The 22988-nt window shown below is 48.7% G+C and carries 4 protein-coding genes, 9 rRNA genes and 1 riboswitch; all 13 genes read left to right on the forward strand.

What is annotated here, in order from left to right:
• Positions 1–157: 157 nt before the first annotated feature.
• Positions 158–1705 (forward strand): glutamine-hydrolyzing GMP synthase, encoded by a 1548-nt coding sequence (guaA, locus tag AABM38_RS01560; protein WP_423408812.1) that lies wholly within the window; start codon positions 158–160, stop codon positions 1703–1705.
• An 86-nt stretch (positions 1706–1791) separates the two neighbouring features.
• Positions 1792–1893: riboswitch (purine riboswitch) on the forward strand.
• Positions 1894–2017: 124 nt separating this feature from the next.
• Positions 2018–3349 carry an NCS2 family permease gene (locus AABM38_RS01565; RefSeq protein ID WP_423408813.1) on the forward strand — a complete coding sequence of 444 codons (1332 nt, stop codon included), beginning with the start codon at positions 2018–2020 and terminating at the stop codon, positions 3347–3349.
• A 146-nt stretch (positions 3350–3495) separates the two neighbouring features.
• Positions 3496–4338, forward strand: coding sequence for a glucose PTS transporter transcription antiterminator GlcT (gene glcT / locus AABM38_RS01570; RefSeq protein WP_423408814.1), 843 nt, complete (start codon positions 3496–3498; stop codon positions 4336–4338).
• A gap of 186 nt (positions 4339–4524) precedes the next feature.
• Positions 4525–6594, forward strand: a complete 2070-nt coding sequence (gene ptsG / locus AABM38_RS01575) for a glucose-specific PTS transporter subunit IIBC (RefSeq protein ID WP_423408815.1) — start codon at positions 4525–4527, stop codon at positions 6592–6594.
• A gap of 397 nt (positions 6595–6991) precedes the next feature.
• Positions 6992–8542, forward strand: a 16S ribosomal RNA gene (locus tag AABM38_RS01580).
• A gap of 243 nt (positions 8543–8785) precedes the next feature.
• Positions 8786–11720: ribosomal RNA gene (locus tag AABM38_RS01585) — 23S ribosomal RNA — on the forward strand.
• Between the two features lie 74 nt (positions 11721–11794).
• Positions 11795–11910: ribosomal RNA gene (gene rrf / locus AABM38_RS01590) — 5S ribosomal RNA — on the forward strand.
• Positions 11911–12233: 323 nt separating this feature from the next.
• Positions 12234–13784: ribosomal RNA gene (locus tag AABM38_RS01595) — 16S ribosomal RNA — on the forward strand.
• 243 nt (positions 13785–14027) lie between these two features.
• Positions 14028–16962: ribosomal RNA gene (locus AABM38_RS01600) — 23S ribosomal RNA — on the forward strand.
• Between the two features lie 74 nt (positions 16963–17036).
• A 5S ribosomal RNA gene (rrf, locus tag AABM38_RS01605) occupies positions 17037–17152 on the forward strand.
• 323 nt (positions 17153–17475) lie between these two features.
• Positions 17476–19026 (forward strand): 16S ribosomal RNA (locus tag AABM38_RS01610).
• Between the two features lie 243 nt (positions 19027–19269).
• A 23S ribosomal RNA gene (locus tag AABM38_RS01615) occupies positions 19270–22204 on the forward strand.
• Positions 22205–22278: 74 nt separating this feature from the next.
• Positions 22279–22394: ribosomal RNA gene (rrf, locus tag AABM38_RS01620) — 5S ribosomal RNA — on the forward strand.
• The 16S, 23S and 5S rRNA genes sit together here, the layout of an rRNA operon.
• Positions 22395–22988 lie beyond the last annotated feature (594 nt).

A 22988-nucleotide genomic window follows, 5' to 3' on the forward strand; every position in this document is an offset into this window, starting at 1 on the left:
TATGACGCTGCAGTATGAACAAGGAGCGACGGATTAAAAGCACAAACAAGTTGGGTGCCGTTGCTTGAGAATACTGACAGGAAGACTAAAGTCAGGCGAATGCTGCATGCATGGCATCAACGAGTGGCTTTTTAAATTTAAATGAGGTGACTTTGTTATGAAAAACGAACTTCAAGACCAGGAAATGATTGTTGTATTAGATTTTGGCAGCCAGTATAACCAATTGATCACAAGAAGGATCAGGGAATTTGGCGTTTACAGTGAACTTCACCCACACACGATCACTGCAGAAGAGATCAAGAAAATGAATCCGAAGGGAATTATTTTCTCAGGCGGCCCGAACAGTGTTTATGACGAAGGGGCATTCCGCTGCGATGAGGAAATTTTCGAATTAGGGTTGCCAATCCTTGGTATTTGCTACGGAATGCAGCTGATGACAATGCATTTCGGCGGAAAAGTTGAAAAGGCGAAGAACAGGGAGTACGGTAAAGCGCTGCTGACTTTGCATAACCAGAATGTTTTATTCGAAGGCACACCTGAAGAGCAAATTGTCTGGATGAGCCATGGTGACCTTGTTACGATGTCACCGCCAGGTTTCAGTGTGGACGGAATTAATCCATCTTGCCCGATTGCGGCAATGAGCGATGAAAGCCGCAAGCTTTATGCGGTGCAATTCCATCCTGAGGTGCGCCATTCTGTGTATGGTAATGACCTTTTGAAAAACTTTGTTTTCAAAGTATGTGAATGCACGGGAGACTGGTCAATGGAAAACTTCATCGAAATTGAGATGGAGAAAATCCGCCAGCTGGTTGGCGACAAGAAAGTTCTTTGCGCATTGAGTGGCGGAGTGGATTCTTCAGTTGTAGCAGTCCTGATCCATAAAGCGATAGGCGATCAGCTGACATGTATCTTCGTTGACCACGGCTTATTGCGAAAAGGCGAAGCGGAAGGCGTCATGCAAACTTTTGCTGAAGGCTTCAATATGAATGTTATTAAAGTCGATGCGAAAGAACGCTTCTTAAGCAAGCTTGAGGGAGTTTCTGATCCTGAGCAAAAGCGAAAAATCATCGGCAATGAGTTCATTTATGTATTTGACGATGAGGCTACAAAACTTAAGGGAATCGAGTTTTTGGCACAAGGAACGTTATATACCGATATTATCGAAAGCGGGACTGCGACTGCACAGACAATCAAGTCTCACCACAATGTCGGCGGGCTTCCTGAAGATATGCAATTCAAATTAATTGAGCCATTGAATACATTATTCAAGGATGAGGTAAGAGCGTTAGGCACTGAGCTTGGCATCCCTGATGAAGTGGTCTGGCGCCAGCCATTCCCTGGTCCGGGACTTGGAATCCGTGTCCTTGGTGCGATTTCTGAAGAAAAGCTTGAGATTGTTCGGGAATCGGATCAGATTCTCCGTGATGAAATCAAGAAAGCTGGCCTTGACCGTGACATCTGGCAATACTTCACTGTGCTGCCAGACATCCGCAGTGTCGGCGTGATGGGCGACGCCAGGACGTACGATTATACGATCGGCATCCGTGCGGTAACTTCAATTGATGGCATGACATCCGACTGGGCAAGAATCCCTTGGGATGTTCTTGAAATCATTTCGACGAGACTTGTCAATGAAGTAAACCATGTGAACCGAGTCGTTTATGATATTACAAGCAAGCCGCCAGCAACCATTGAATGGGAATAAAATACGAACGATTTTAAAAACGGACATGAAAATGTTCGTTTTTTTATTGACTCAGGAAGAAAGTCCTGATAGAATAAAGCAGAACTTAATAATTTGTCAAAATTCGTCGTATAATATTGGGGATATGGCCCAAAAGTTTCTACCGAGCTACCGTAAATGGCTTGACTACGAGGTGAATTAAAACAGGTGTGCAATAGCTCTCTTCTTTTTCCGGCCCTGTTTTTATTCAATTGCCTACAGTCAACGCCTCGGTATCCGTGGCGTTTTATTTTTGGCTATATTTCCCGAATACATTGTTCAGGGGGAAAAGAGATGAAGAAGTATTTCGAATTTGAGAAGCTAGGCACGAATTATCGCCGTGAGTTCATGGGCGGTATGACAACATTCCTTGCAATGGCCTACATTTTGATTGTCAATCCAATCACGCTGACACTGGCGGATGTTAAAGACCTTCCGGATGCATTGAGAATGGATTACGGTGCAGTATTCGTAGCCACCGCGCTTGCTGCTGCGCTTGGATCGATTATAATGGGCTTGATCGGTAAATACCCGATCGCGCTTGCCCCTGGTATGGGCTTGAATGCATTCTTTGCTTACACAGTTGTTTTAGGAAGCGGAGCTCCATGGCAGCATGCACTAGCAGCTGTGTTCATTTCCGGAGTATTCTTCCTGCTTCTGACGATTTCAGGTCTTCGAGAAAAGATCATCAACGCTATCCCGGTTGAACTGAAACACGCGGTTGGAGCTGGTATTGGATTATTCATTACTTTTATCGGATTGAAAAATGCTGGAATCATCGTCGACAACCCAGCAACTTTGGTTGGTTTAGGAGATTTAACAAACGGAAATACATTGCTTGCAATCTTCGGCTTGCTGATTACAGTCATTATGATGACTAGAGGAATTAATGGAGCGGTATTTTTCGGAATGATCGTAACGGTCATTGTTGGTATGATTTTCAACCTGATCGATAAGCCGGAACAAGTGGTTGGTGCTGTACCGAGCATAGAACCTACATTTGGAGCGGTATTTACAGCCTTTGGTGATCCGTCATTCTATACAGCGACAATGGTCGGCATTATTTTGACCTTCCTGTTTGTAGACTTCTTTGACAACGCAGGTACCCTGGTTGCTGTAGCGAACCAGGCAGGATTGATGAAAGACAACAAACTGCCGCGCGCTGGCCGTGCACTTTTCGCAGATTCTATCGCATCGATTGTCGGATCTATTCTTGGAACATCAACAACGACTTCCTATATTGAATCATCAGCAGGGGTTGCTTCTGGAGCTCGAAGCGGTTTTGCTTCCCTTGTAACTGCAGGATTCTTCCTGTTGGCACTGTTCTTCTTCCCAGTTTTATCAGTTGTGACAGCACCAGTAACTGCACCTGCATTAATCATTGTCGGTGTTCTCATGGTCTCATCTCTTGGTAAAATCGAATGGTCCCGCTTTGAAATTGCGGTTCCTTCATTCCTGACAATGATCACTATGCCGCTTTCATACAGTATTGCGACTGGTATCGCAGCAGGATTCATCTTTTATCCAATCACGATGATGGTAAAAGGCCGCAGAAAAGACATTCACCCAATTATGTACATCTTCTTCATCATCTTTGTTCTTTACTTTGTGTTTTTAACTGAATAACATTGTGGGTTCAGCAGATTACTGCTGGACTCTTTTTTTTGGACAATTACCATTAATTAAATTTCGAATTCAAAGCTCTGTAGATTGACTTCTATTTTTACCTTTTATACGATATTCGGTAAGACAAGCTGAAACGGGGATGCAACATGGATAAAATTGAAGTGAAAAAAGGGTTAAACAATAATGTCATGATTGCTGACCACCCAACATTCGGCGAAGTTATCCTGATTGGGAAAGGAATCGGCTTCAACCGGAAAAAGGGAGATCTCATTGAAGAGGGTCAAGCGGAAAAGATGTTTGTCCTGAAGGATGAAAAAGAACAGGCCAATTACATTAAGCTCCTGCCATTTGTGGAAAATGACCTTCATGAAGCTATCATCGCTTCTATTGAACTGATCAAAAAGAGGACCGCCAGTACCCTGAACGAGCATATCCACGTAGCGCTGACAGACCATCTGATGTTTGCAGCAAGCCGTATGGCGACAGGTCTTGAATTCAAGAATCCATTCTTAGTGGAAACAAAGACTCTGTATCCGACCGAATTCGAAATAGCCAAAGAAGTGGTGCGGCTGCTCAAAGATAAATCGGGTATTGAACTACCGGTGGGCGAAACAGGTTTTATTGCCTTGCATATCCATAGTGCTGTCATGAATCGGAATCTTTCTGATGTAAACATACACTCACAGCTTGTGACAAAATTGGTACAAATGATTGAAGAAAATTTAGATATAGAGATCGATAAAGAAGGAATCGATTACACTAGGCTCGTGCGTCATCTGCGATTTGCCATTGAAAGGGTCAATAGTGGCGAAAAGGTCGATGAACCGGAAAAATTTGCTGCCCTCTTGAAAGAAGAATACCCGGTGTGCTACAATCTTTCATGGAAACTCATTAAAGTGATGCAACAGACCTTAAAAAAACAAGTATACGATGCTGAAGCCGTGTATCTGACAATGCATTTGCAAAGGCTTCAGAAAAAAGTTAAATAAATAGGTTTTTATTTTTTACGTGTTACTGATTCGATCAGGCATGAGTAAAGAATGTAATTGAAAGCGAGTTTTATGGGTAATATATCCGTATGCTCTTTTCAGGTTACGTCTTTCTCATGCCTTTTTTATTTGTTTTTTTAATGTTTGTAACCGCTTTAGGAGTAAAAAATTACAGGAGGTATTCCTATGTTTAAGAAAGCTTTTGGTGTTCTGCAAAAAGTAGGGAAAGCGCTTATGCTTCCAGTTGCACTATTGCCAGCTGCAGGTATCCTGCTTGCTCTTGGTGCTGCACTAAGAAACCCTGCATTGCTGGAGCTTGCTCCTTTTTTAGATAACAGCGGCGTCGATATGGTTGCGGCTGTCATGCAAAAAGCCGGAGATATCGTCTTCGGAAACTTGCCGCTCTTGTTTGCGGTTGGTGTAGCTGTTGGTTTGGCAGGCGGTGAGGGAGTTGCCGGCCTGGCAGCGATTATCGGTTACCTGATCATGAACGTAACAATGGGTACAGTTTTAGGTATTACCCCAGAAAAAGTTAACGGATTAAACTACGCAAGTATTCTTGGTGTCCCGACACTTCAGACAGGAGTGTTCGGCGGTATCATCGTGGGTATCATTGCTGCAGGACTTTACAATAAGTTCTATGAAATCGAATTGCCATCTTATCTTGGTTTCTTTGCTGGTAAGCGATTTGTTCCAATTATCACTGCAGGAACAGCAATCTTGCTTGGGTTGGTGATGATGGTTATCTGGCCTCCAATACAAAATGGCCTTAACGCATTCTCGCAAAACATGGTTCACGCAAACCTGACTTTATCAGCATTCATTTTCGGTGTTGTAGAGCGTTCATTGATTCCATTCGGATTGCACCATATTTTCTATTCACCATTCTGGTATGAGTTTGGTCAGTATACGACTCAGGCTGGAGAAGTTGTACGCGGGGACCAGCGTATATTCATGGCTGAAATTGCAGATAACGTGCAAAACCTTTCTGCTGGTACATTCATGACTGGTAAATTCCCGTTCATGATGTTTGGTCTTCCAGCTGCAGCATTGGCTATTTATCACGAAGCACGTCCTGAAAGAAAAGTTGTTGTCGGCGGTTTGATGGTATCTGCTGCTTTGACTTCTTTCCTAACAGGTATTACGGAACCACTAGAATTCTCATTCTTATTCGTTGCGCCAGTACTATTTGGTGTACATGCTATTTTTGCAGGTCTATCTTTCATGGTGATGCATCTATTAGATGTAAAAATCGGTATGACATTCTCAGGTGGTCTGATTGACTACATTCTGTTTGGTTTGATCAACCCGCAGACTCATGCTTGGTTAGTCATTCCGGTTGGTTTAGTATTTGCAGTGATTTACTATTTCGGATTCCGTTTTGCGATCCGCAAGTTCAACCTGATGACACCTGGCCGTGAAGCGGTTGAAGAGGAAGAGGAAGAAGGCGGAGCAAAGGGTAACGCCGGAGATCTTCCATACGAAGTACTAAAAGCAATGGGCGGACAGGAAAATATCGCTCACCTTGATGCTTGTATCACTCGCCTTCGTGTATCTGTAAATGACATCAAGGATGTAGACAAAGACCGTTTGAAAAAGCTTGGAGCTGCTGGTGTTCTTGAAGTGGGCAACAATATCCAGGCAATCTTTGGACCTCGTTCTGAAACAATCAAGGGTCAAATGAAAGATATCATGAGCGGCAAGAAGCCTCGTCCAGTTGAAACGGTTCAAGCTAAAGAGGTTGAACAGCAAATTGAAGAGGTAAATCCAGAAGCATTGCAAACGCATCGTGATGGAGATGCAGAAGTAATCGTTTCTCCTATTAAAGGTGAAATCAAGCCAATCACTGAAGTGCCGGATGCTGTATTCTCAGGAAAAATGATGGGTGACGGTTTTGCGATCGTTCCATCTGAAGGCACAATCGTTTCACCGGTTGACGGTAAAATCGTTAACCTATTCCCTACAAAGCATGCGATCGGAATTCTTTCTGATGCAGGACGAGAAATCCTTATCCACGTAGGTATTGATACAGTAAATTTGAAGGGGCAAGGCTTCGAAACGCTTGTTTCTGAAAATGATACAGTGAAAAAAGGACAGCCGTTATTGAAGGTCGATCTTGATTACATCAAGGAACACGCGACTTCAATCATGACTCCGATTGTCTTCACGAACCTCGCTGCAGGTGAAAGCATCGTTATTAACAAGCAAGGCGATGTAGACGTGAAGGAAGAAAACATCATCACGATCTCTAAATAAGAAGCAGTCCTGACAGCCTCCCAGTATTGGGAGGCTGTTTTTATATGTAGAGATTTGTTGTAGGGTATTAAGTAATTAAGTGTGTGTTTAAAAAAACATTAAATTTACCATTTTTTACAATGTTTAAACATGTTGACTCTGGGGATTTGCGGTGATAGTATATAGAAACAGTCGCGAACAGGTTAACAACATTTTAAATCTTGTAAAAAGAAATTAAAAAAGCTGTTGACATTCGATGCTGTAACGTGGTAAATTATTAAAGTCGCTTCTGAGCGGCGCGAACAAATTGTTCTTTGAAAACTAAACAAACAAGCGTCAACAAACAATATTATAGTGACTTCTATTATATAGATGATCACTAGCCAACGTTTTAAATTATGAGCTTAACTCATACTCTTTTTTGGAGAGTTTGATCCTGGCTCAGGACGAACGCTGGCGGCGTGCCTAATACATGCAAGTCGAGCGGATCTTCATTAGCTTGCTTTTGAAGATCAGCGGCGGACGGGTGAGTAACACGTGGGCAACCTGCCTGTAAGACTGGGATAACTTCGGGAAACCGGAGCTAATACCGGATAATCCTTTTCCTCTCATGAGGAAAAGCTGAAAGACGGTTTCGGCTGTCACTTACAGATGGGCCCGCGGCGCATTAGTTAGTTGGTGAGGTAACGGCTCACCAAGGCGACGATGCGTAGCCGACCTGAGAGGGTGATCGGCCACACTGGGACTGAGACACGGCCCAGACTCCTACGGGAGGCAGCAGTAGGGAATCTTCCGCAATGGACGAAAGTCTGACGGAGCAACGCCGCGTGAGCGATGAAGGCCTTCGGGTCGTAAAGCTCTGTTGTCAGGGAAGAACAAGTATCGGAGTAACTGCCGGTACCTTGACGGTACCTGACCAGAAAGCCACGGCTAACTACGTGCCAGCAGCCGCGGTAATACGTAGGTGGCAAGCGTTGTCCGGAATTATTGGGCGTAAAGCGCGCGCAGGCGGTTCCTTAAGTCTGATGTGAAAGCCCCCGGCTCAACCGGGGAGGGTCATTGGAAACTGGGGAACTTGAGTGCAGAAGAGGAGAGCGGAATTCCACGTGTAGCGGTGAAATGCGTAGAGATGTGGAGGAACACCAGTGGCGAAGGCGGCTCTCTGGTCTGTAACTGACGCTGAGGCGCGAAAGCGTGGGGAGCGAACAGGATTAGATACCCTGGTAGTCCACGCCGTAAACGATGAGTGCTAAGTGTTAGAGGGTTTCCGCCCTTTAGTGCTGCAGCAAACGCATTAAGCACTCCGCCTGGGGAGTACGGCCGCAAGGCTGAAACTCAAAGGAATTGACGGGGGCCCGCACAAGCGGTGGAGCATGTGGTTTAATTCGAAGCAACGCGAAGAACCTTACCAGGTCTTGACATCCTCTGACAACCCTAGAGATAGGGCGTTCCCCTTCGGGGGACAGAGTGACAGGTGGTGCATGGTTGTCGTCAGCTCGTGTCGTGAGATGTTGGGTTAAGTCCCGCAACGAGCGCAACCCTTGATCTTAGTTGCCAGCATTCAGTTGGGCACTCTAAGGTGACTGCCGGTGACAAACCGGAGGAAGGTGGGGATGACGTCAAATCATCATGCCCCTTATGACCTGGGCTACACACGTGCTACAATGGATGGAACAAAGGGCAGCGAAGCCGCGAGGTGAAGCCAATCCCATAAAACCATTCTCAGTTCGGATTGCAGGCTGCAACTCGCCTGCATGAAGCCGGAATCGCTAGTAATCGCGGATCAGCATGCCGCGGTGAATACGTTCCCGGGCCTTGTACACACCGCCCGTCACACCACGAGAGTTTGTAACACCCGAAGTCGGTGGGGTAACCTTTATGGAGCCAGCCGCCTAAGGTGGGACAGATGATTGGGGTGAAGTCGTAACAAGGTAGCCGTATCGGAAGGTGCGGCTGGATCACCTCCTTTCTAAGGATATTGCCTATTGGCAATCGGAACTCAGATCTTCGGATCTGATGAATACGAATCTTAGGATTCGTACAGTTGACCGCTTGTTTGTTTAGTTTTGAGGGAGCAATTCTCTCAAAACTTTTTTGTTCCTTGAAAACTAGATAATCGTAAGTAAGAAGAACCAAGAAAAACCGAGTGATCGCCATTTTAGTTTTTCTCTCTATTTAATAGAGAATCAACCACGACAATTTATTGTCAAACGGTTAAGTTAGAAAGGGCGCACGGTGGATGCCTTGGCACTAGGAGCCGATGAAGGACGGGACTAACACCGATATGCTTCGGGGAGCTGTAAGTAAGCTTTGATCCGGAGATTTCCGAATGGGGAAACCCACTGTTCGTAATGGAACAGTATCTTTACCTGAATACATAGGGTATTGAAGGCAGACCCGGGGAACTGAAACATCTAAGTACCCGGAGGAAGAGAAAGCAAACGCGATTCCCTGAGTAGCGGCGAGCGAAACGGGACATAGCCCAAACCAAGAGGCTTGCCTCTTGGGGTTGTAGGACACTCTACATGGAGTTACAAAGGAACGGGGTAGATGAAGTGGTCTGGAAAGGCCCGTCAGAGAAGGTAAAAACCCTGTAGTTGAAACTTCGTTCCCTCCTGAGTGGATCCTGAGTACGGCGGGACACGAGAAATCCCGTCGGAAGCTGGGAGGACCATCTCCCAAGGCTAAATACTCCCTAGTGACCGATAGTGAACCAGTACCGTGAGGGAAAGGTGAAAAGCACCCCGGAAGGGGAGTGAAATAGATCCTGAAACCGTGTGCCTACAAGTAGTCAGAGCCCGTTAATGGGTGATGGCGTGCCTTTTGTAGAATGAACCGGCGAGTTACGATCCCATGCAAGGTTAAGTTGAGAAGACGGAGCCGCAGCGAAAGCGAGTCTGAATAGGGCGAATGAGTATGTGGTCGTAGACCCGAAACCAGGTGATCTACCCATGTCCAGGGTGAAGGTTGGGTAACACCAACTGGAGGCCCGAACCCACGCACGTTGAAAAGTGCGGGGATGAGGTGTGGGTAGCGGAGAAATTCCAATCGAACTTGGAGATAGCTGGTTCTCTCCGAAATAGCTTTAGGGCTAGCCTCACGTTGTAAGAGTCTTGGAGGTAGAGCACTGTTTGGACTAGGGGCCCTCATCGGGTTACCGAATTCAGACAAACTCCGAATGCCAAAGACTTATCCGTGGGAGTCAGACTGCGAGTGATAAGATCCGTAGTCAAAAGGGAAACAGCCCAGACCACCAGCTAAGGTCCCAAAGTATACGTTAAGTGGAAAAGGATGTGGAGTTGCTTAGACAACCAGGATGTTGGCTTAGAAGCAGCCACCATTTAAAGAGTGCGTAATAGCTCACTGGTCGAGTGACTCTGCGCCGAAAATGTACCGGGGCTAAACGTATCACCGAAGCTGTGGATTGACATCTTTGATGTCAGTGGTAGGAGAGCGTTCTAAGGGCGTTGAAGCTAGACCGTAAGGACTGGTGGAGCGCTTAGAAGTGAGAATGCCGGTATGAGTAGCGAAAGATGGGTGAGAATCCCATCCACCGAATGCCTAAGGTTTCCTGAGGAAGGCTCGTCCTCTCAGGGTTAGTCGGGACCTAAGCCGAGGCCGAAAGGCGTAGGCGATGGACAACAGGTTGATATTCCTGTACCACCTCTTTATCGTTTGAGCAATGGGGGGACGCAGTAGGATAGGGTAAGCGCGCTGTTGGATATGCGCGTCTAAGCAGTAAGGCTGCAAGTGAGGCAAATCCCGCTTGCGTGAAGGCTGAGCTGTGACAGCGAGGGAAATATAGTACCGAAGTTCCTGATTTCACACTGCCAAGAAAAGCCTCTAGCGAGATAAAAGGTGCCCGTACCGCAAACCGACACAGGTAGGCGAGGAGAGAATCCTAAGGTGAGCGAGAGAACTCTCGTTAAGGAACTCGGCAAAATGACCCCGTAACTTCGGGAGAAGGGGTGCTCATTTGGGTGAATAGCCTAGATGAGCCGCAGTGAATAGGCCCAGGCGACTGTTTAGCAAAAACACAGGTCTCTGCGAAGCCGCAAGGCGAAGTATAGGGGCTGACGCCTGCCCGGTGCTGGAAGGTTAAGAGGAGGGGTTAGCGCAAGCGAAGCTCTGAATCGAAGCCCCAGTAAACGGCGGCCGTAACTATAACGGTCCTAAGGTAGCGAAATTCCTTGTCGGGTAAGTTCCGACCCGCACGAAAGGCGTAACGATCTGGGCACTGTCTCAACGAGAGACTCGGTGAAATTATAGTACCTGTGAAGATGCAGGTTACCCGCGACAGGACGGAAAGACCCCGTGGAGCTTTACTGTAGCCTGATATTGAATTTTGGTACAGCTTGTACAGGATAGGTAGGAGCCTGAGAAACCGGAGCGCCAGCTTCGGTGGAGGCGTCGGTGGGATACTACCCTGGCTGTATTGAAATTCTAACCCACGCCCCTGATCGGGGCGGGAGACAGTGTCAGGTGGGCAGTTTGACTGGGGCGGTCGCCTCCTAAAGAGTAACGGAGGCGCCCAAAGGTTCCCTCAGAATGGTTGGAAATCATTCGCAGAGTGTAAAGGCACAAGGGAGCTTGACTGCGAGACCTACAAGTCGAGCAGGGACGAAAGTCGGGCTTAGTGATCCGGTGGTTCCGCATGGAAGGGCCATCGCTCAACGGATAAAAGCTACCCCGGGGATAACAGGCTTATCTCCCCCAAGAGTCCACATCGACGGGGAGGTTTGGCACCTCGATGTCGGCTCATCGCATCCTGGGGCTGTAGTCGGTCCCAAGGGTTGGGCTGTTCGCCCATTAAAGCGGTACGCGAGCTGGGTTCAGAACGTCGTGAGACAGTTCGGTCCCTATCCGTCGTGGGCGCAGGAAATTTGAGAGGAGCTGTCCTTAGTACGAGAGGACCGGGATGGACGCACCGCTGGTGTACCAGTTGTCTTGCCAAAGGCATCGCTGGGTAGCTATGTGCGGACGGGATAAGTGCTGAAAGCATCTAAGCATGAAGCCCCCCTCAAGATGAGATTTCCCATAGCGCAAGCTAGTAAGAACCCTGAAAGATGATCAGGTTGATAGGTCAGAGGTGGAAGCGCGGTGACGTGTGGAGCTGACTGATACTAATCGTTCGAGGACTTAACCAAAATAGATTACTCGTTCTTCTTTTTTCTTCTTACACATTATCTAGTTTTGAGGGAACAAACCTCAAACCAAATAGTCTGGTGGCGATAGCGAGAAGGTCACACCCGTTCCCATACCGAACACGGAAGTTAAGCTTCTCAGCGCCGATGGTAGTTGGGGGTTTCCCCCTGTGAGAGTAGGACGCCGCCGGGCGAAAAGACAGAGATTCAAATCCCTGTCTTTTTTAATCCCTATAATAGAAAGAATCGATTATAAGGACCTGTTGTTTTTATAACGAAGTTATCTTGTTCTACACAGTGCATGAAACAGCATTAAATGTTTTGAAAAAAACTTAAAAAAACTGTTGACTTGCCGGCTTGGTAGATGATAAGATATAAAAGTTGTCACTGAAACAACAACACAAATTGTTCTTTGAAAACTAAACAAACAAGCGTCAACAAACAATATTATAGTGACTTCTATTATATAGATGATCACTAGCCAACGTTTTAAATTATGAGCTTAACTCATACTCTTTTTTGGAGAGTTTGATCCTGGCTCAGGACGAACGCTGGCGGCGTGCCTAATACATGCAAGTCGAGCGGATCTTCATTAGCTTGCTTTTGAAGATCAGCGGCGGACGGGTGAGTAACACGTGGGCAACCTGCCTGTAAGACTGGGATAACTTCGGGAAACCGGAGCTAATACCGGATAATCCTTTTCCTCTCATGAGGAAAAGCTGAAAGACGGTTTCGGCTGTCACTTACAGATGGGCCCGCGGCGCATTAGCTAGTTGGTGAGGTAACGGCTCACCAAGGCGACGATGCGTAGCCGACCTGAGAGGGTGATCGGCCACACTGGGACTGAGACACGGCCCAGACTCCTACGGGAGGCAGCAGTAGGGAATCTTCCGCAATGGACGAAAGTCTGACGGAGCAACGCCGCGTGAGCGATGAAGGCCTTCGGGTCGTAAAGCTCTGTTGTCAGGGAAGAACAAGTATCGGAGTAACTGCCGGTACCTTGACGGTACCTGACCAGAAAGCCACGGCTAACTACGTGCCAGCAGCCGCGGTAATACGTAGGTGGCAAGCGTTGTCCGGAATTATTGGGCGTAAAGCGCGCGCAGGCGGTTCCTTAAGTCTGATGTGAAAGCCCCCGGCTCAACCGGGGAGGGTCATTGGAAACTGGGGAACTTGAGTGCAGAAGAGGAGAGCGGAATTCCACGTGTAGCGGTGAAATGCGTAGAGATGTGGAGGAACACCAGTGGCGAAGGCGGCTCTCTGGTCTGTAACTGACGCTGAGGCGCGAAAGCGTGGGGAGCGAACAGGATTAGATACCCTGGTAGTCCACGCCGTAAACGATGAGTGCTAAGTGTTAGAGGGTTTCCGCCCTTTAGTGCTGCAGCAAACGCATTAAGCACTCCGCCTGGGGAGTACGGCCGCAAGGCTGAAACTCAAAGGAATTGACGGGGGCCCGCACAAGCGGTGGAGCATGTGGTTTAATTCGAAGCAACGCGAAGAACCTTACCAGGTCTTGACATCCTCTGACAACCCTAGAGATAGGGCGTTCCCCTTCGGGGGACAGAGTGACAGGTGGTGCATGGTTGTCGTCAGCTCGTGTCGTGAGATGTTGGGTTAAGTCCCGCAACGAGCGCAACCCTTGATCTTAGTTGCCAGCATTTAGTTGGGCACTCTAAGGTGACTGCCGGTGACAAACCGGAGGAAGGTGGGGATGACGTCAAATCATCATGCCCCTTATGACCTGGGCTACACACGTGCTACAATGGATGGAACAAAGGGCAGCGAAGCCGCGAGGTGAAGCCAATCCCATAAAACCATTCTCAGTTCGGATTGCAGGCTGCAACTCGCCTGCATGAAGCCGGAATCGCTAGTAATCGCGGATCAGCATGCCGCGGTGAATACGTTCCCGGGCCTTGTACACACCGCCCGTCACACCACGAGAGTTTGTAACACCCGAAGTCGGTGGGGTAACCTTTATGGAGCCAGCCGCCTAAGGTGGGACAGATGATTGGGGTGAAGTCGTAACAAGGTAGCCGTATCGGAAGGTGCGGCTGGATCACCTCCTTTCTAAGGATATTGCCTATTGGCAATCGGAACTCAGATCTTCGGATCTGATGAATACGAATCTTAGGATTCGTACAGTTGACCGCTTGTTTGTTTAGTTTTGAGGGAGCAATTCTCTCAAAACTTTTTTGTTCCTTGAAAACTAGATAATCGTAAGTAAGAAGAACCAAGAAAAACCGAGTGATCGCCATTTTAGTTTTTCTCTCTATTTAATAGAGAATCAACCACGACAATTTATTGTCAAACGGTTAAGTTAGAAAGGGCGCACGGTGGATGCCTTGGCACTAGGAGCCGATGAAGGACGGGACTAACACCGATATGCTTCGGGGAGCTGTAAGTAAGCTTTGATCCGGAGATTTCCGAATGGGGAAACCCACTGTTCGTAATGGAACAGTATCTTTACCTGAATACATAGGGTATTGAAGGCAGACCCGGGGAACTGAAACATCTAAGTACCCGGAGGAAGAGAAAGCAAACGCGATTCCCTGAGTAGCGGCGAGCGAAACGGGACATAGCCCAAACCAAGAGGCTTGCCTCTTGGGGTTGTAGGACACTCTACATGGAGTTACAAAGGAACGGGGTAGATGAAGTGGTCTGGAAAGGCCCGTCAGAGAAGGTAAAAACCCTGTAGTTGAAACTTCGTTCCCTCCTGAGTGGATCCTGAGTACGGCGGGACACGAGAAATCCCGTCGGAAGCTGGGAGGACCATCTCCCAAGGCTAAATACTCCCTAGTGACCGATAGTGAACCAGTACCGTGAGGGAAAGGTGAAAAGCACCCCGGAAGGGGAGTGAAATAGATCCTGAAACCGTGTGCCTACAAGTAGTCAGAGCCCGTTAATGGGTGATGGCGTGCCTTTTGTAGAATGAACCGGCGAGTTACGATCCCATGCAAGGTTAAGTTGAGAAGACGGAGCCGCAGCGAAAGCGAGTCTGAATAGGGCGAATGAGTATGTGGTCGTAGACCCGAAACCAGGTGATCTACCCATGTCCAGGGTGAAGGTTGGGTAACACCAACTGGAGGCCCGAACCCACGCACGTTGAAAAGTGCGGGGATGAGGTGTGGGTAGCGGAGAAATTCCAATCGAACTTGGAGATAGCTGGTTCTCTCCGAAATAGCTTTAGGGCTAGCCTCACGTTGTAAGAGTCTTGGAGGTAGAGCACTGTTTGGACTAGGGGCCCTCATCGGGTTACCGAATTCAGACAAACTCCGAATGCCAAAGACTTATCCGTGGGAGTCAGACTGCGAGTGATAAGATCCGTAGTCAAAAGGGAAACAGCCCAGACCACCAGCTAAGGTCCCAAAGTATACGTTAAGTGGAAAAGGATGTGGAGTTGCTTAGACAACCAGGATGTTGGCTTAGAAGCAGCCACCATTTAAAGAGTGCGTAATAGCTCACTGGTCGAGTGACTCTGCGCCGAAAATGTACCGGGGCTAAACGTATCACCGAAGCTGTGGATTGACATCTCTGATGTCAGTGGTAGGAGAGCGTTCTAAGGGCGTTGAAGCTAGACCGTAAGGACTGGTGGAGCGCTTAGAAGTGAGAATGCCGGTATGAGTAGCGAAAGATGGGTGAGAATCCCATCCACCGAATGCCTAAGGTTTCCTGAGGAAGGCTCGTCCTCTCAGGGTTAGTCGGGACCTAAGCCGAGGCCGAAAGGCGTAGGCGATGGACAACAGGTTGATATTCCTGTACCACCTCTTTATCGTTTGAGCAATGGGGGGACGCAGTAGGATAGGGTAAGCGCGCTGTTGGATATGCGCGTCTAAGCAGTAAGGCTGCAAGTGAGGCAAATCCCGCTTGCGTGAAGGCTGAGCTGTGACAGCGAGGGAAATATAGTACCGAAGTTCCTGATTTCACACTGCCAAGAAAAGCCTCTAGCGAGATAAAAGGTGCCCGTACCGCAAACCGACACAGGTAGGCGAGGAGAGAATCCTAAGGTGAGCGAGAGAACTCTCGTTAAGGAACTCGGCAAAATGACCCCGTAACTTCGGGAGAAGGGGTGCTCATTTGGGTGAATAGCCTAGATGAGCCGCAGTGAATAGGCCCAGGCGACTGTTTAGCAAAAACACAGGTCTCTGCGAAGCCGCAAGGCGAAGTATAGGGGCTGACGCCTGCCCGGTGCTGGAAGGTTAAGAGGAGGGGTTAGCGCAAGCGAAGCTCTGAATCGAAGCCCCAGTAAACGGCGGCCGTAACTATAACGGTCCTAAGGTAGCGAAATTCCTTGTCGGGTAAGTTCCGACCCGCACGAAAGGCGTAACGATCTGGGCACTGTCTCAACGAGAGACTCGGTGAAATTATAGTACCTGTGAAGATGCAGGTTACCCGCGACAGGACGGAAAGACCCCGTGGAGCTTTACTGTAGCCTGATATTGAATTTTGGTACAGCTTGTACAGGATAGGTAGGAGCCTGAGAAACCGGAGCGCCAGCTTCGGTGGAGGCGTCGGTGGGATACTACCCTGGCTGTATTGAAATTCTAACCCGCGCCCCCGATCGGGGCGGGAGACAGTGTCAGGTGGGCAGTTTGACTGGGGCGGTCGCCTCCTAAAGAGTAACGGAGGCGCCCAAAGGTTCCCTCAGAATGGTTGGAAATCATTCGCAGAGTGTAAAGGCACAAGGGAGCTTGACTGCGAGACCTACAAGTCGAGCAGGGACGAAAGTCGGGCTTAGTGATCCGGTGGTTCCGCATGGAAGGGCCATCGCTCAACGGATAAAAGCTACCCCGGGGATAACAGGCTTATCTCCCCCAAGAGTCCACATCGACGGGGAGGTTTGGCACCTCGATGTCGGCTCATCGCATCCTGGGGCTGTAGTCGGTCCCAAGGGTTGGGCTGTTCGCCCATTAAAGCGGTACGCGAGCTGGGTTCAGAACGTCGTGAGACAGTTCGGTCCCTATCCGTCGTGGGCGCAGGAAATTTGAGAGGAGCTGTCCTTAGTACGAGAGGACCGGGATGGACGCACCGCTGGTGTACCAGTTGTCTTGCCAAAGGCATCGCTGGGTAGCTATGTGCGGACGGGATAAGTGCTGAAAGCATCTAAGCATGAAGCCCCCCTCAAGATGAGATTTCCCATAGCGCAAGCTAGTAAGAACCCTGAAAGATGATCAGGTTGATAGGTCAGAGGTGGAAGCGCGGTGACGTGTGGAGCTGACTGATACTAATCGTTCGAGGACTTAACCAAAATAGATTACTCGTTCTTCTTTTTTCTTCTTACACATTATCTAGTTTTGAGGGAACAAACCTCAAACCAAATAGTCTGGTGGCGATAGCGAGAAGGTCACACCCGTTCCCATACCGAACACGGAAGTTAAGCTTCTCAGCGCCGATGGTAGTTGGGGGTTTCCCCCTGTGAGAGTAGGACGCCGCCGGGCGAAAAGACAGAGATTCAAATCCCTGTCTTTTTTAATCCCTATAATAGAAAGAATCGATTATAAGGACCTGTTGTTTTTATAACGAAGTTATCTTGTTCTACACAGTGCATGAAACAGCATTAAATGTTTTGAAAAAAACTTAAAAAAACTGTTGACTTGCCGGCTTGGTAGATGATAAGATATAAAAGTTGTCACTGAAACAACAACACAAATTGTTCTTTGAAAACTAAACAAACAAGCGTCAACAAACAATATTATAGTGACTTCTATTATATAGATGATCACTAGCCAACGTTTTAAATTATGAGCTTAACTCATACTCTTTTTTGGAGAGTTTGATCCTGGCTCAGGACGAACGCTGGCGGCGTGCCTAATACATGCAAGTCGAGCGGATCTTCATTAGCTTGCTTTTGAAGATCAGCGGCGGACGGGTGAGTAACACGTGGGCAACCTGCCTGTAAGACTGGGATAACTTCGGGAAACCGGAGCTAATACCGGATAATCCTTTTCCTCTCATGAGGAAAAGCTGAAAGACGGTTTCGGCTGTCACTTACAGATGGGCCCGCGGCGCATTAGCTAGTTGGTGAGGTAACGGCTCACCAAGGCGACGATGCGTAGCCGACCTGAGAGGGTGATCGGCCACACTGGGACTGAGACACGGCCCAGACTCCTACGGGAGGCAGCAGTAGGGAATCTTCCGCAATGGACGAAAGTCTGACGGAGCAACGCCGCGTGAGCGATGAAGGCCTTCGGGTCGTAAAGCTCTGTTGTCAGGGAAGAACAAGTATCGGAGTAACTGCCGGTACCTTGACGGTACCTGACCAGAAAGCCACGGCTAACTACGTGCCAGCAGCCGCGGTAATACGTAGGTGGCAAGCGTTGTCCGGAATTATTGGGCGTAAAGCGCGCGCAGGCGGTTCCTTAAGTCTGATGTGAAAGCCCCCGGCTCAACCGGGGAGGGTCATTGGAAACTGGGGAACTTGAGTGCAGAAGAGGAGAGCGGAATTCCACGTGTAGCGGTGAAATGCGTAGAGATGTGGAGGAACACCAGTGGCGAAGGCGGCTCTCTGGTCTGTAACTGACGCTGAGGCGCGAAAGCGTGGGGAGCGAACAGGATTAGATACCCTGGTAGTCCACGCCGTAAACGATGAGTGCTAAGTGTTAGAGGGTTTCCGCCCTTTAGTGCTGCAGCAAACGCATTAAGCACTCCGCCTGGGGAGTACGGCCGCAAGGCTGAAACTCAAAGGAATTGACGGGGGCCCGCACAAGCGGTGGAGCATGTGGTTTAATTCGAAGCAACGCGAAGAACCTTACCAGGTCTTGACATCCTCTGACAACCCTAGAGATAGGGCGTTCCCCTTCGGGGGACAGAGTGACAGGTGGTGCATGGTTGTCGTCAGCTCGTGTCGTGAGATGTTGGGTTAAGTCCCGCAACGAGCGCAACCCTTGATCTTAGTTGCCAGCATTTAGTTGGGCACTCTAAGGTGACTGCCGGTGACAAACCGGAGGAAGGTGGGGATGACGTCAAATCATCATGCCCCTTATGACCTGGGCTACACACGTGCTACAATGGATGGAACAAAGGGCAGCGAAGCCGCGAGGTGAAGCCAATCCCATAAAACCATTCTCAGTTCGGATTGCAGGCTGCAACTCGCCTGCATGAAGCCGGAATCGCTAGTAATCGCGGATCAGCATGCCGCGGTGAATACGTTCCCGGGCCTTGTACACACCGCCCGTCACACCACGAGAGTTTGTAACACCCGAAGTCGGTGGGGTAACCTTTATGGAGCCAGCCGCCTAAGGTGGGACAGATGATTGGGGTGAAGTCGTAACAAGGTAGCCGTATCGGAAGGTGCGGCTGGATCACCTCCTTTCTAAGGATATTGCCTATTGGCAATCGGAACTCAGATCTTCGGATCTGATGAATACGAATCTTAGGATTCGTACAGTTGACCGCTTGTTTGTTTAGTTTTGAGGGAGCAATTCTCTCAAAACTTTTTTGTTCCTTGAAAACTAGATAATCGTAAGTAAGAAGAACCAAGAAAAACCGAGTGATCGCCATTTTAGTTTTTCTCTCTATTTAATAGAGAATCAACCACGACAATTTATTGTCAAACGGTTAAGTTAGAAAGGGCGCACGGTGGATGCCTTGGCACTAGGAGCCGATGAAGGACGGGACTAACACCGATATGCTTCGGGGAGCTGTAAGTAAGCTTTGATCCGGAGATTTCCGAATGGGGAAACCCACTGTTCGTAATGGAACAGTATCTTTACCTGAATACATAGGGTATTGAAGGCAGACCCGGGGAACTGAAACATCTAAGTACCCGGAGGAAGAGAAAGCAAACGCGATTCCCTGAGTAGCGGCGAGCGAAACGGGACATAGCCCAAACCAAGAGGCTTGCCTCTTGGGGTTGTAGGACACTCTACATGGAGTTACAAAGGAACGGGGTAGATGAAGTGGTCTGGAAAGGCCCGTCAGAGAAGGTAAAAACCCTGTAGTTGAAACTTCGTTCCCTCCTGAGTGGATCCTGAGTACGGCGGGACACGAGAAATCCCGTCGGAAGCTGGGAGGACCATCTCCCAAGGCTAAATACTCCCTAGTGACCGATAGTGAACCAGTACCGTGAGGGAAAGGTGAAAAGCACCCCGGAAGGGGAGTGAAATAGATCCTGAAACCGTGTGCCTACAAGTAGTCAGAGCCCGTTAATGGGTGATGGCGTGCCTTTTGTAGAATGAACCGGCGAGTTACGATCCCATGCAAGGTTAAGTTGAGAAGACGGAGCCGCAGCGAAAGCGAGTCTGAATAGGGCGAATGAGTATGTGGTCGTAGACCCGAAACCAGGTGATCTACCCATGTCCAGGGTGAAGGTTGGGTAACACCAACTGGAGGCCCGAACCCACGCACGTTGAAAAGTGCGGGGATGAGGTGTGGGTAGCGGAGAAATTCCAATCGAACTTGGAGATAGCTGGTTCTCTCCGAAATAGCTTTAGGGCTAGCCTCACGTTGTAAGAGTCTTGGAGGTAGAGCACTGTTTGGACTAGGGGCCCTCATCGGGTTACCGAATTCAGACAAACTCCGAATGCCAAAGACTTATCCGTGGGAGTCAGACTGCGAGTGATAAGATCCGTAGTCAAAAGGGAAACAGCCCAGACCACCAGCTAAGGTCCCAAAGTATACGTTAAGTGGAAAAGGATGTGGAGTTGCTTAGACAACCAGGATGTTGGCTTAGAAGCAGCCACCATTTAAAGAGTGCGTAATAGCTCACTGGTCGAGTGACTCTGCGCCGAAAATGTACCGGGGCTAAACGTATCACCGAAGCTGTGGATTGACATCTCTGATGTCAGTGGTAGGAGAGCGTTCTAAGGGCGTTGAAGCTAGACCGTAAGGACTGGTGGAGCGCTTAGAAGTGAGAATGCCGGTATGAGTAGCGAAAGATGGGTGAGAATCCCATCCACCGAATGCCTAAGGTTTCCTGAGGAAGGCTCGTCCTCTCAGGGTTAGTCGGGACCTAAGCCGAGGCCGAAAGGCGTAGGCGATGGACAACAGGTTGATATTCCTGTACCACCTCTTTATCGTTTGAGCAATGGGGGGACGCAGTAGGATAGGGTAAGCGCGCTGTTGGATATGCGCGTCTAAGCAGTAAGGCTGCAAGTGAGGCAAATCCCGCTTGCGTGAAGGCTGAGCTGTGACAGCGAGGGAAATATAGTACCGAAGTTCCTGATTTCACACTGCCAAGAAAAGCCTCTAGCGAGATAAAAGGTGCCCGTACCGCAAACCGACACAGGTAGGCGAGGAGAGAATCCTAAGGTGAGCGAGAGAACTCTCGTTAAGGAACTCGGCAAAATGACCCCGTAACTTCGGGAGAAGGGGTGCTCATTTGGGTGAATAGCCTAGATGAGCCGCAGTGAATAGGCCCAGGCGACTGTTTAGCAAAAACACAGGTCTCTGCGAAGCCGCAAGGCGAAGTATAGGGGCTGACGCCTGCCCGGTGCTGGAAGGTTAAGAGGAGGGGTTAGCGCAAGCGAAGCTCTGAATCGAAGCCCCAGTAAACGGCGGCCGTAACTATAACGGTCCTAAGGTAGCGAAATTCCTTGTCGGGTAAGTTCCGACCCGCACGAAAGGCGTAACGATCTGGGCACTGTCTCAACGAGAGACTCGGTGAAATTATAGTACCTGTGAAGATGCAGGTTACCCGCGACAGGACGGAAAGACCCCGTGGAGCTTTACTGTAGCCTGATATTGAATTTTGGTACAGCTTGTACAGGATAGGTAGGAGCCTGAGAAACCGGAGCGCCAGCTTCGGTGGAGGCGTCGGTGGGATACTACCCTGGCTGTATTGAAATTCTAACCCGCGCCCCCGATCGGGGCGGGAGACAGTGTCAGGTGGGCAGTTTGACTGGGGCGGTCGCCTCCTAAAGAGTAACGGAGGCGCCCAAAGGTTCCCTCAGAATGGTTGGAAATCATTCGCAGAGTGTAAAGGCACAAGGGAGCTTGACTGCGAGACCTACAAGTCGAGCAGGGACGAAAGTCGGGCTTAGTGATCCGGTGGTTCCGCATGGAAGGGCCATCGCTCAACGGATAAAAGCTACCCCGGGGATAACAGGCTTATCTCCCCCAAGAGTCCACATCGACGGGGAGGTTTGGCACCTCGATGTCGGCTCATCGCATCCTGGGGCTGTAGTCGGTCCCAAGGGTTGGGCTGTTCGCCCATTAAAGCGGTACGCGAGCTGGGTTCAGAACGTCGTGAGACAGTTCGGTCCCTATCCGTCGTGGGCGCAGGAAATTTGAGAGGAGCTGTCCTTAGTACGAGAGGACCGGGATGGACGCACCGCTGGTGTACCAGTTGTCTTGCCAAAGGCATCGCTGGGTAGCTATGTGCGGACGGGATAAGTGCTGAAAGCATCTAAGCATGAAGCCCCCCTCAAGATGAGATTTCCCATAGCGCAAGCTAGTAAGAACCCTGAAAGATGATCAGGTTGATAGGTCAGAGGTGGAAGCGCGGTGACGTGTGGAGCTGACTGATACTAATCGTTCGAGGACTTAACCAAAATAGATTACTCGTTCTTCTTTTTTCTTCTTACACATTATCTAGTTTTGAGGGAACAAACCTCAAACCAAATAGTCTGGTGGCGATAGCGAGAAGGTCACACCCGTTCCCATACCGAACACGGAAGTTAAGCTTCTCAGCGCCGATGGTAGTTGGGGGTTTCCCCCTGTGAGAGTAGGACGCCGCCGGGCAAACGAAAGAACAGCTGTAATGGCTGTTCTTTTTTTTGTCTCTGTTATAGTTCGATGTTTATGTTGAGCACCTGTTGGTTGGAGCAAAGATCACTCGACTCCAGCGGGTTCAGCTGACGCCCCGCGAAAAGTGAATGCCTGAAGCCGACCTAAACGCGGGAAGATTGTCTTTCTGCTATTCAAGGTATGGGTAGAACAGCTGATAAGAGATAAAATAAGCATGACTTAACTGGCAAACACATGATAAAGGAGAAATTCATTTTATGTTTGGCTTCTTGAACAGAACGAAATTAATAAAAACTGATTTAAAAGGTATTGCGAAATTAATGTATCAGGATGTCTCAGATGATTCCTGGGATAAAGAGAATCATACAAAAAGAAACTTAGATTTTACTATTGAGAGCGTTCGATATATTGATGTGTATACTAAAAGGTTAATGAATACGGATTCGGTTACTGAACTGCTGAACAAGCATTTTGATAATTTTGTGTTCCGAATAGTACGTATCTTGGTGAGGTTATTAAAATTATTCTACGACAGGACTTTTGTTGGTATGAGTTTGATTCTGTATACAATTTTTCACACAAACTGGA

The organism is Heyndrickxia sp. MSNUG (assembly GCF_049532715.1).
Lineage (GTDB): Bacteria > Bacillota > Bacilli > Bacillales > Cytobacillaceae > Mesobacillus.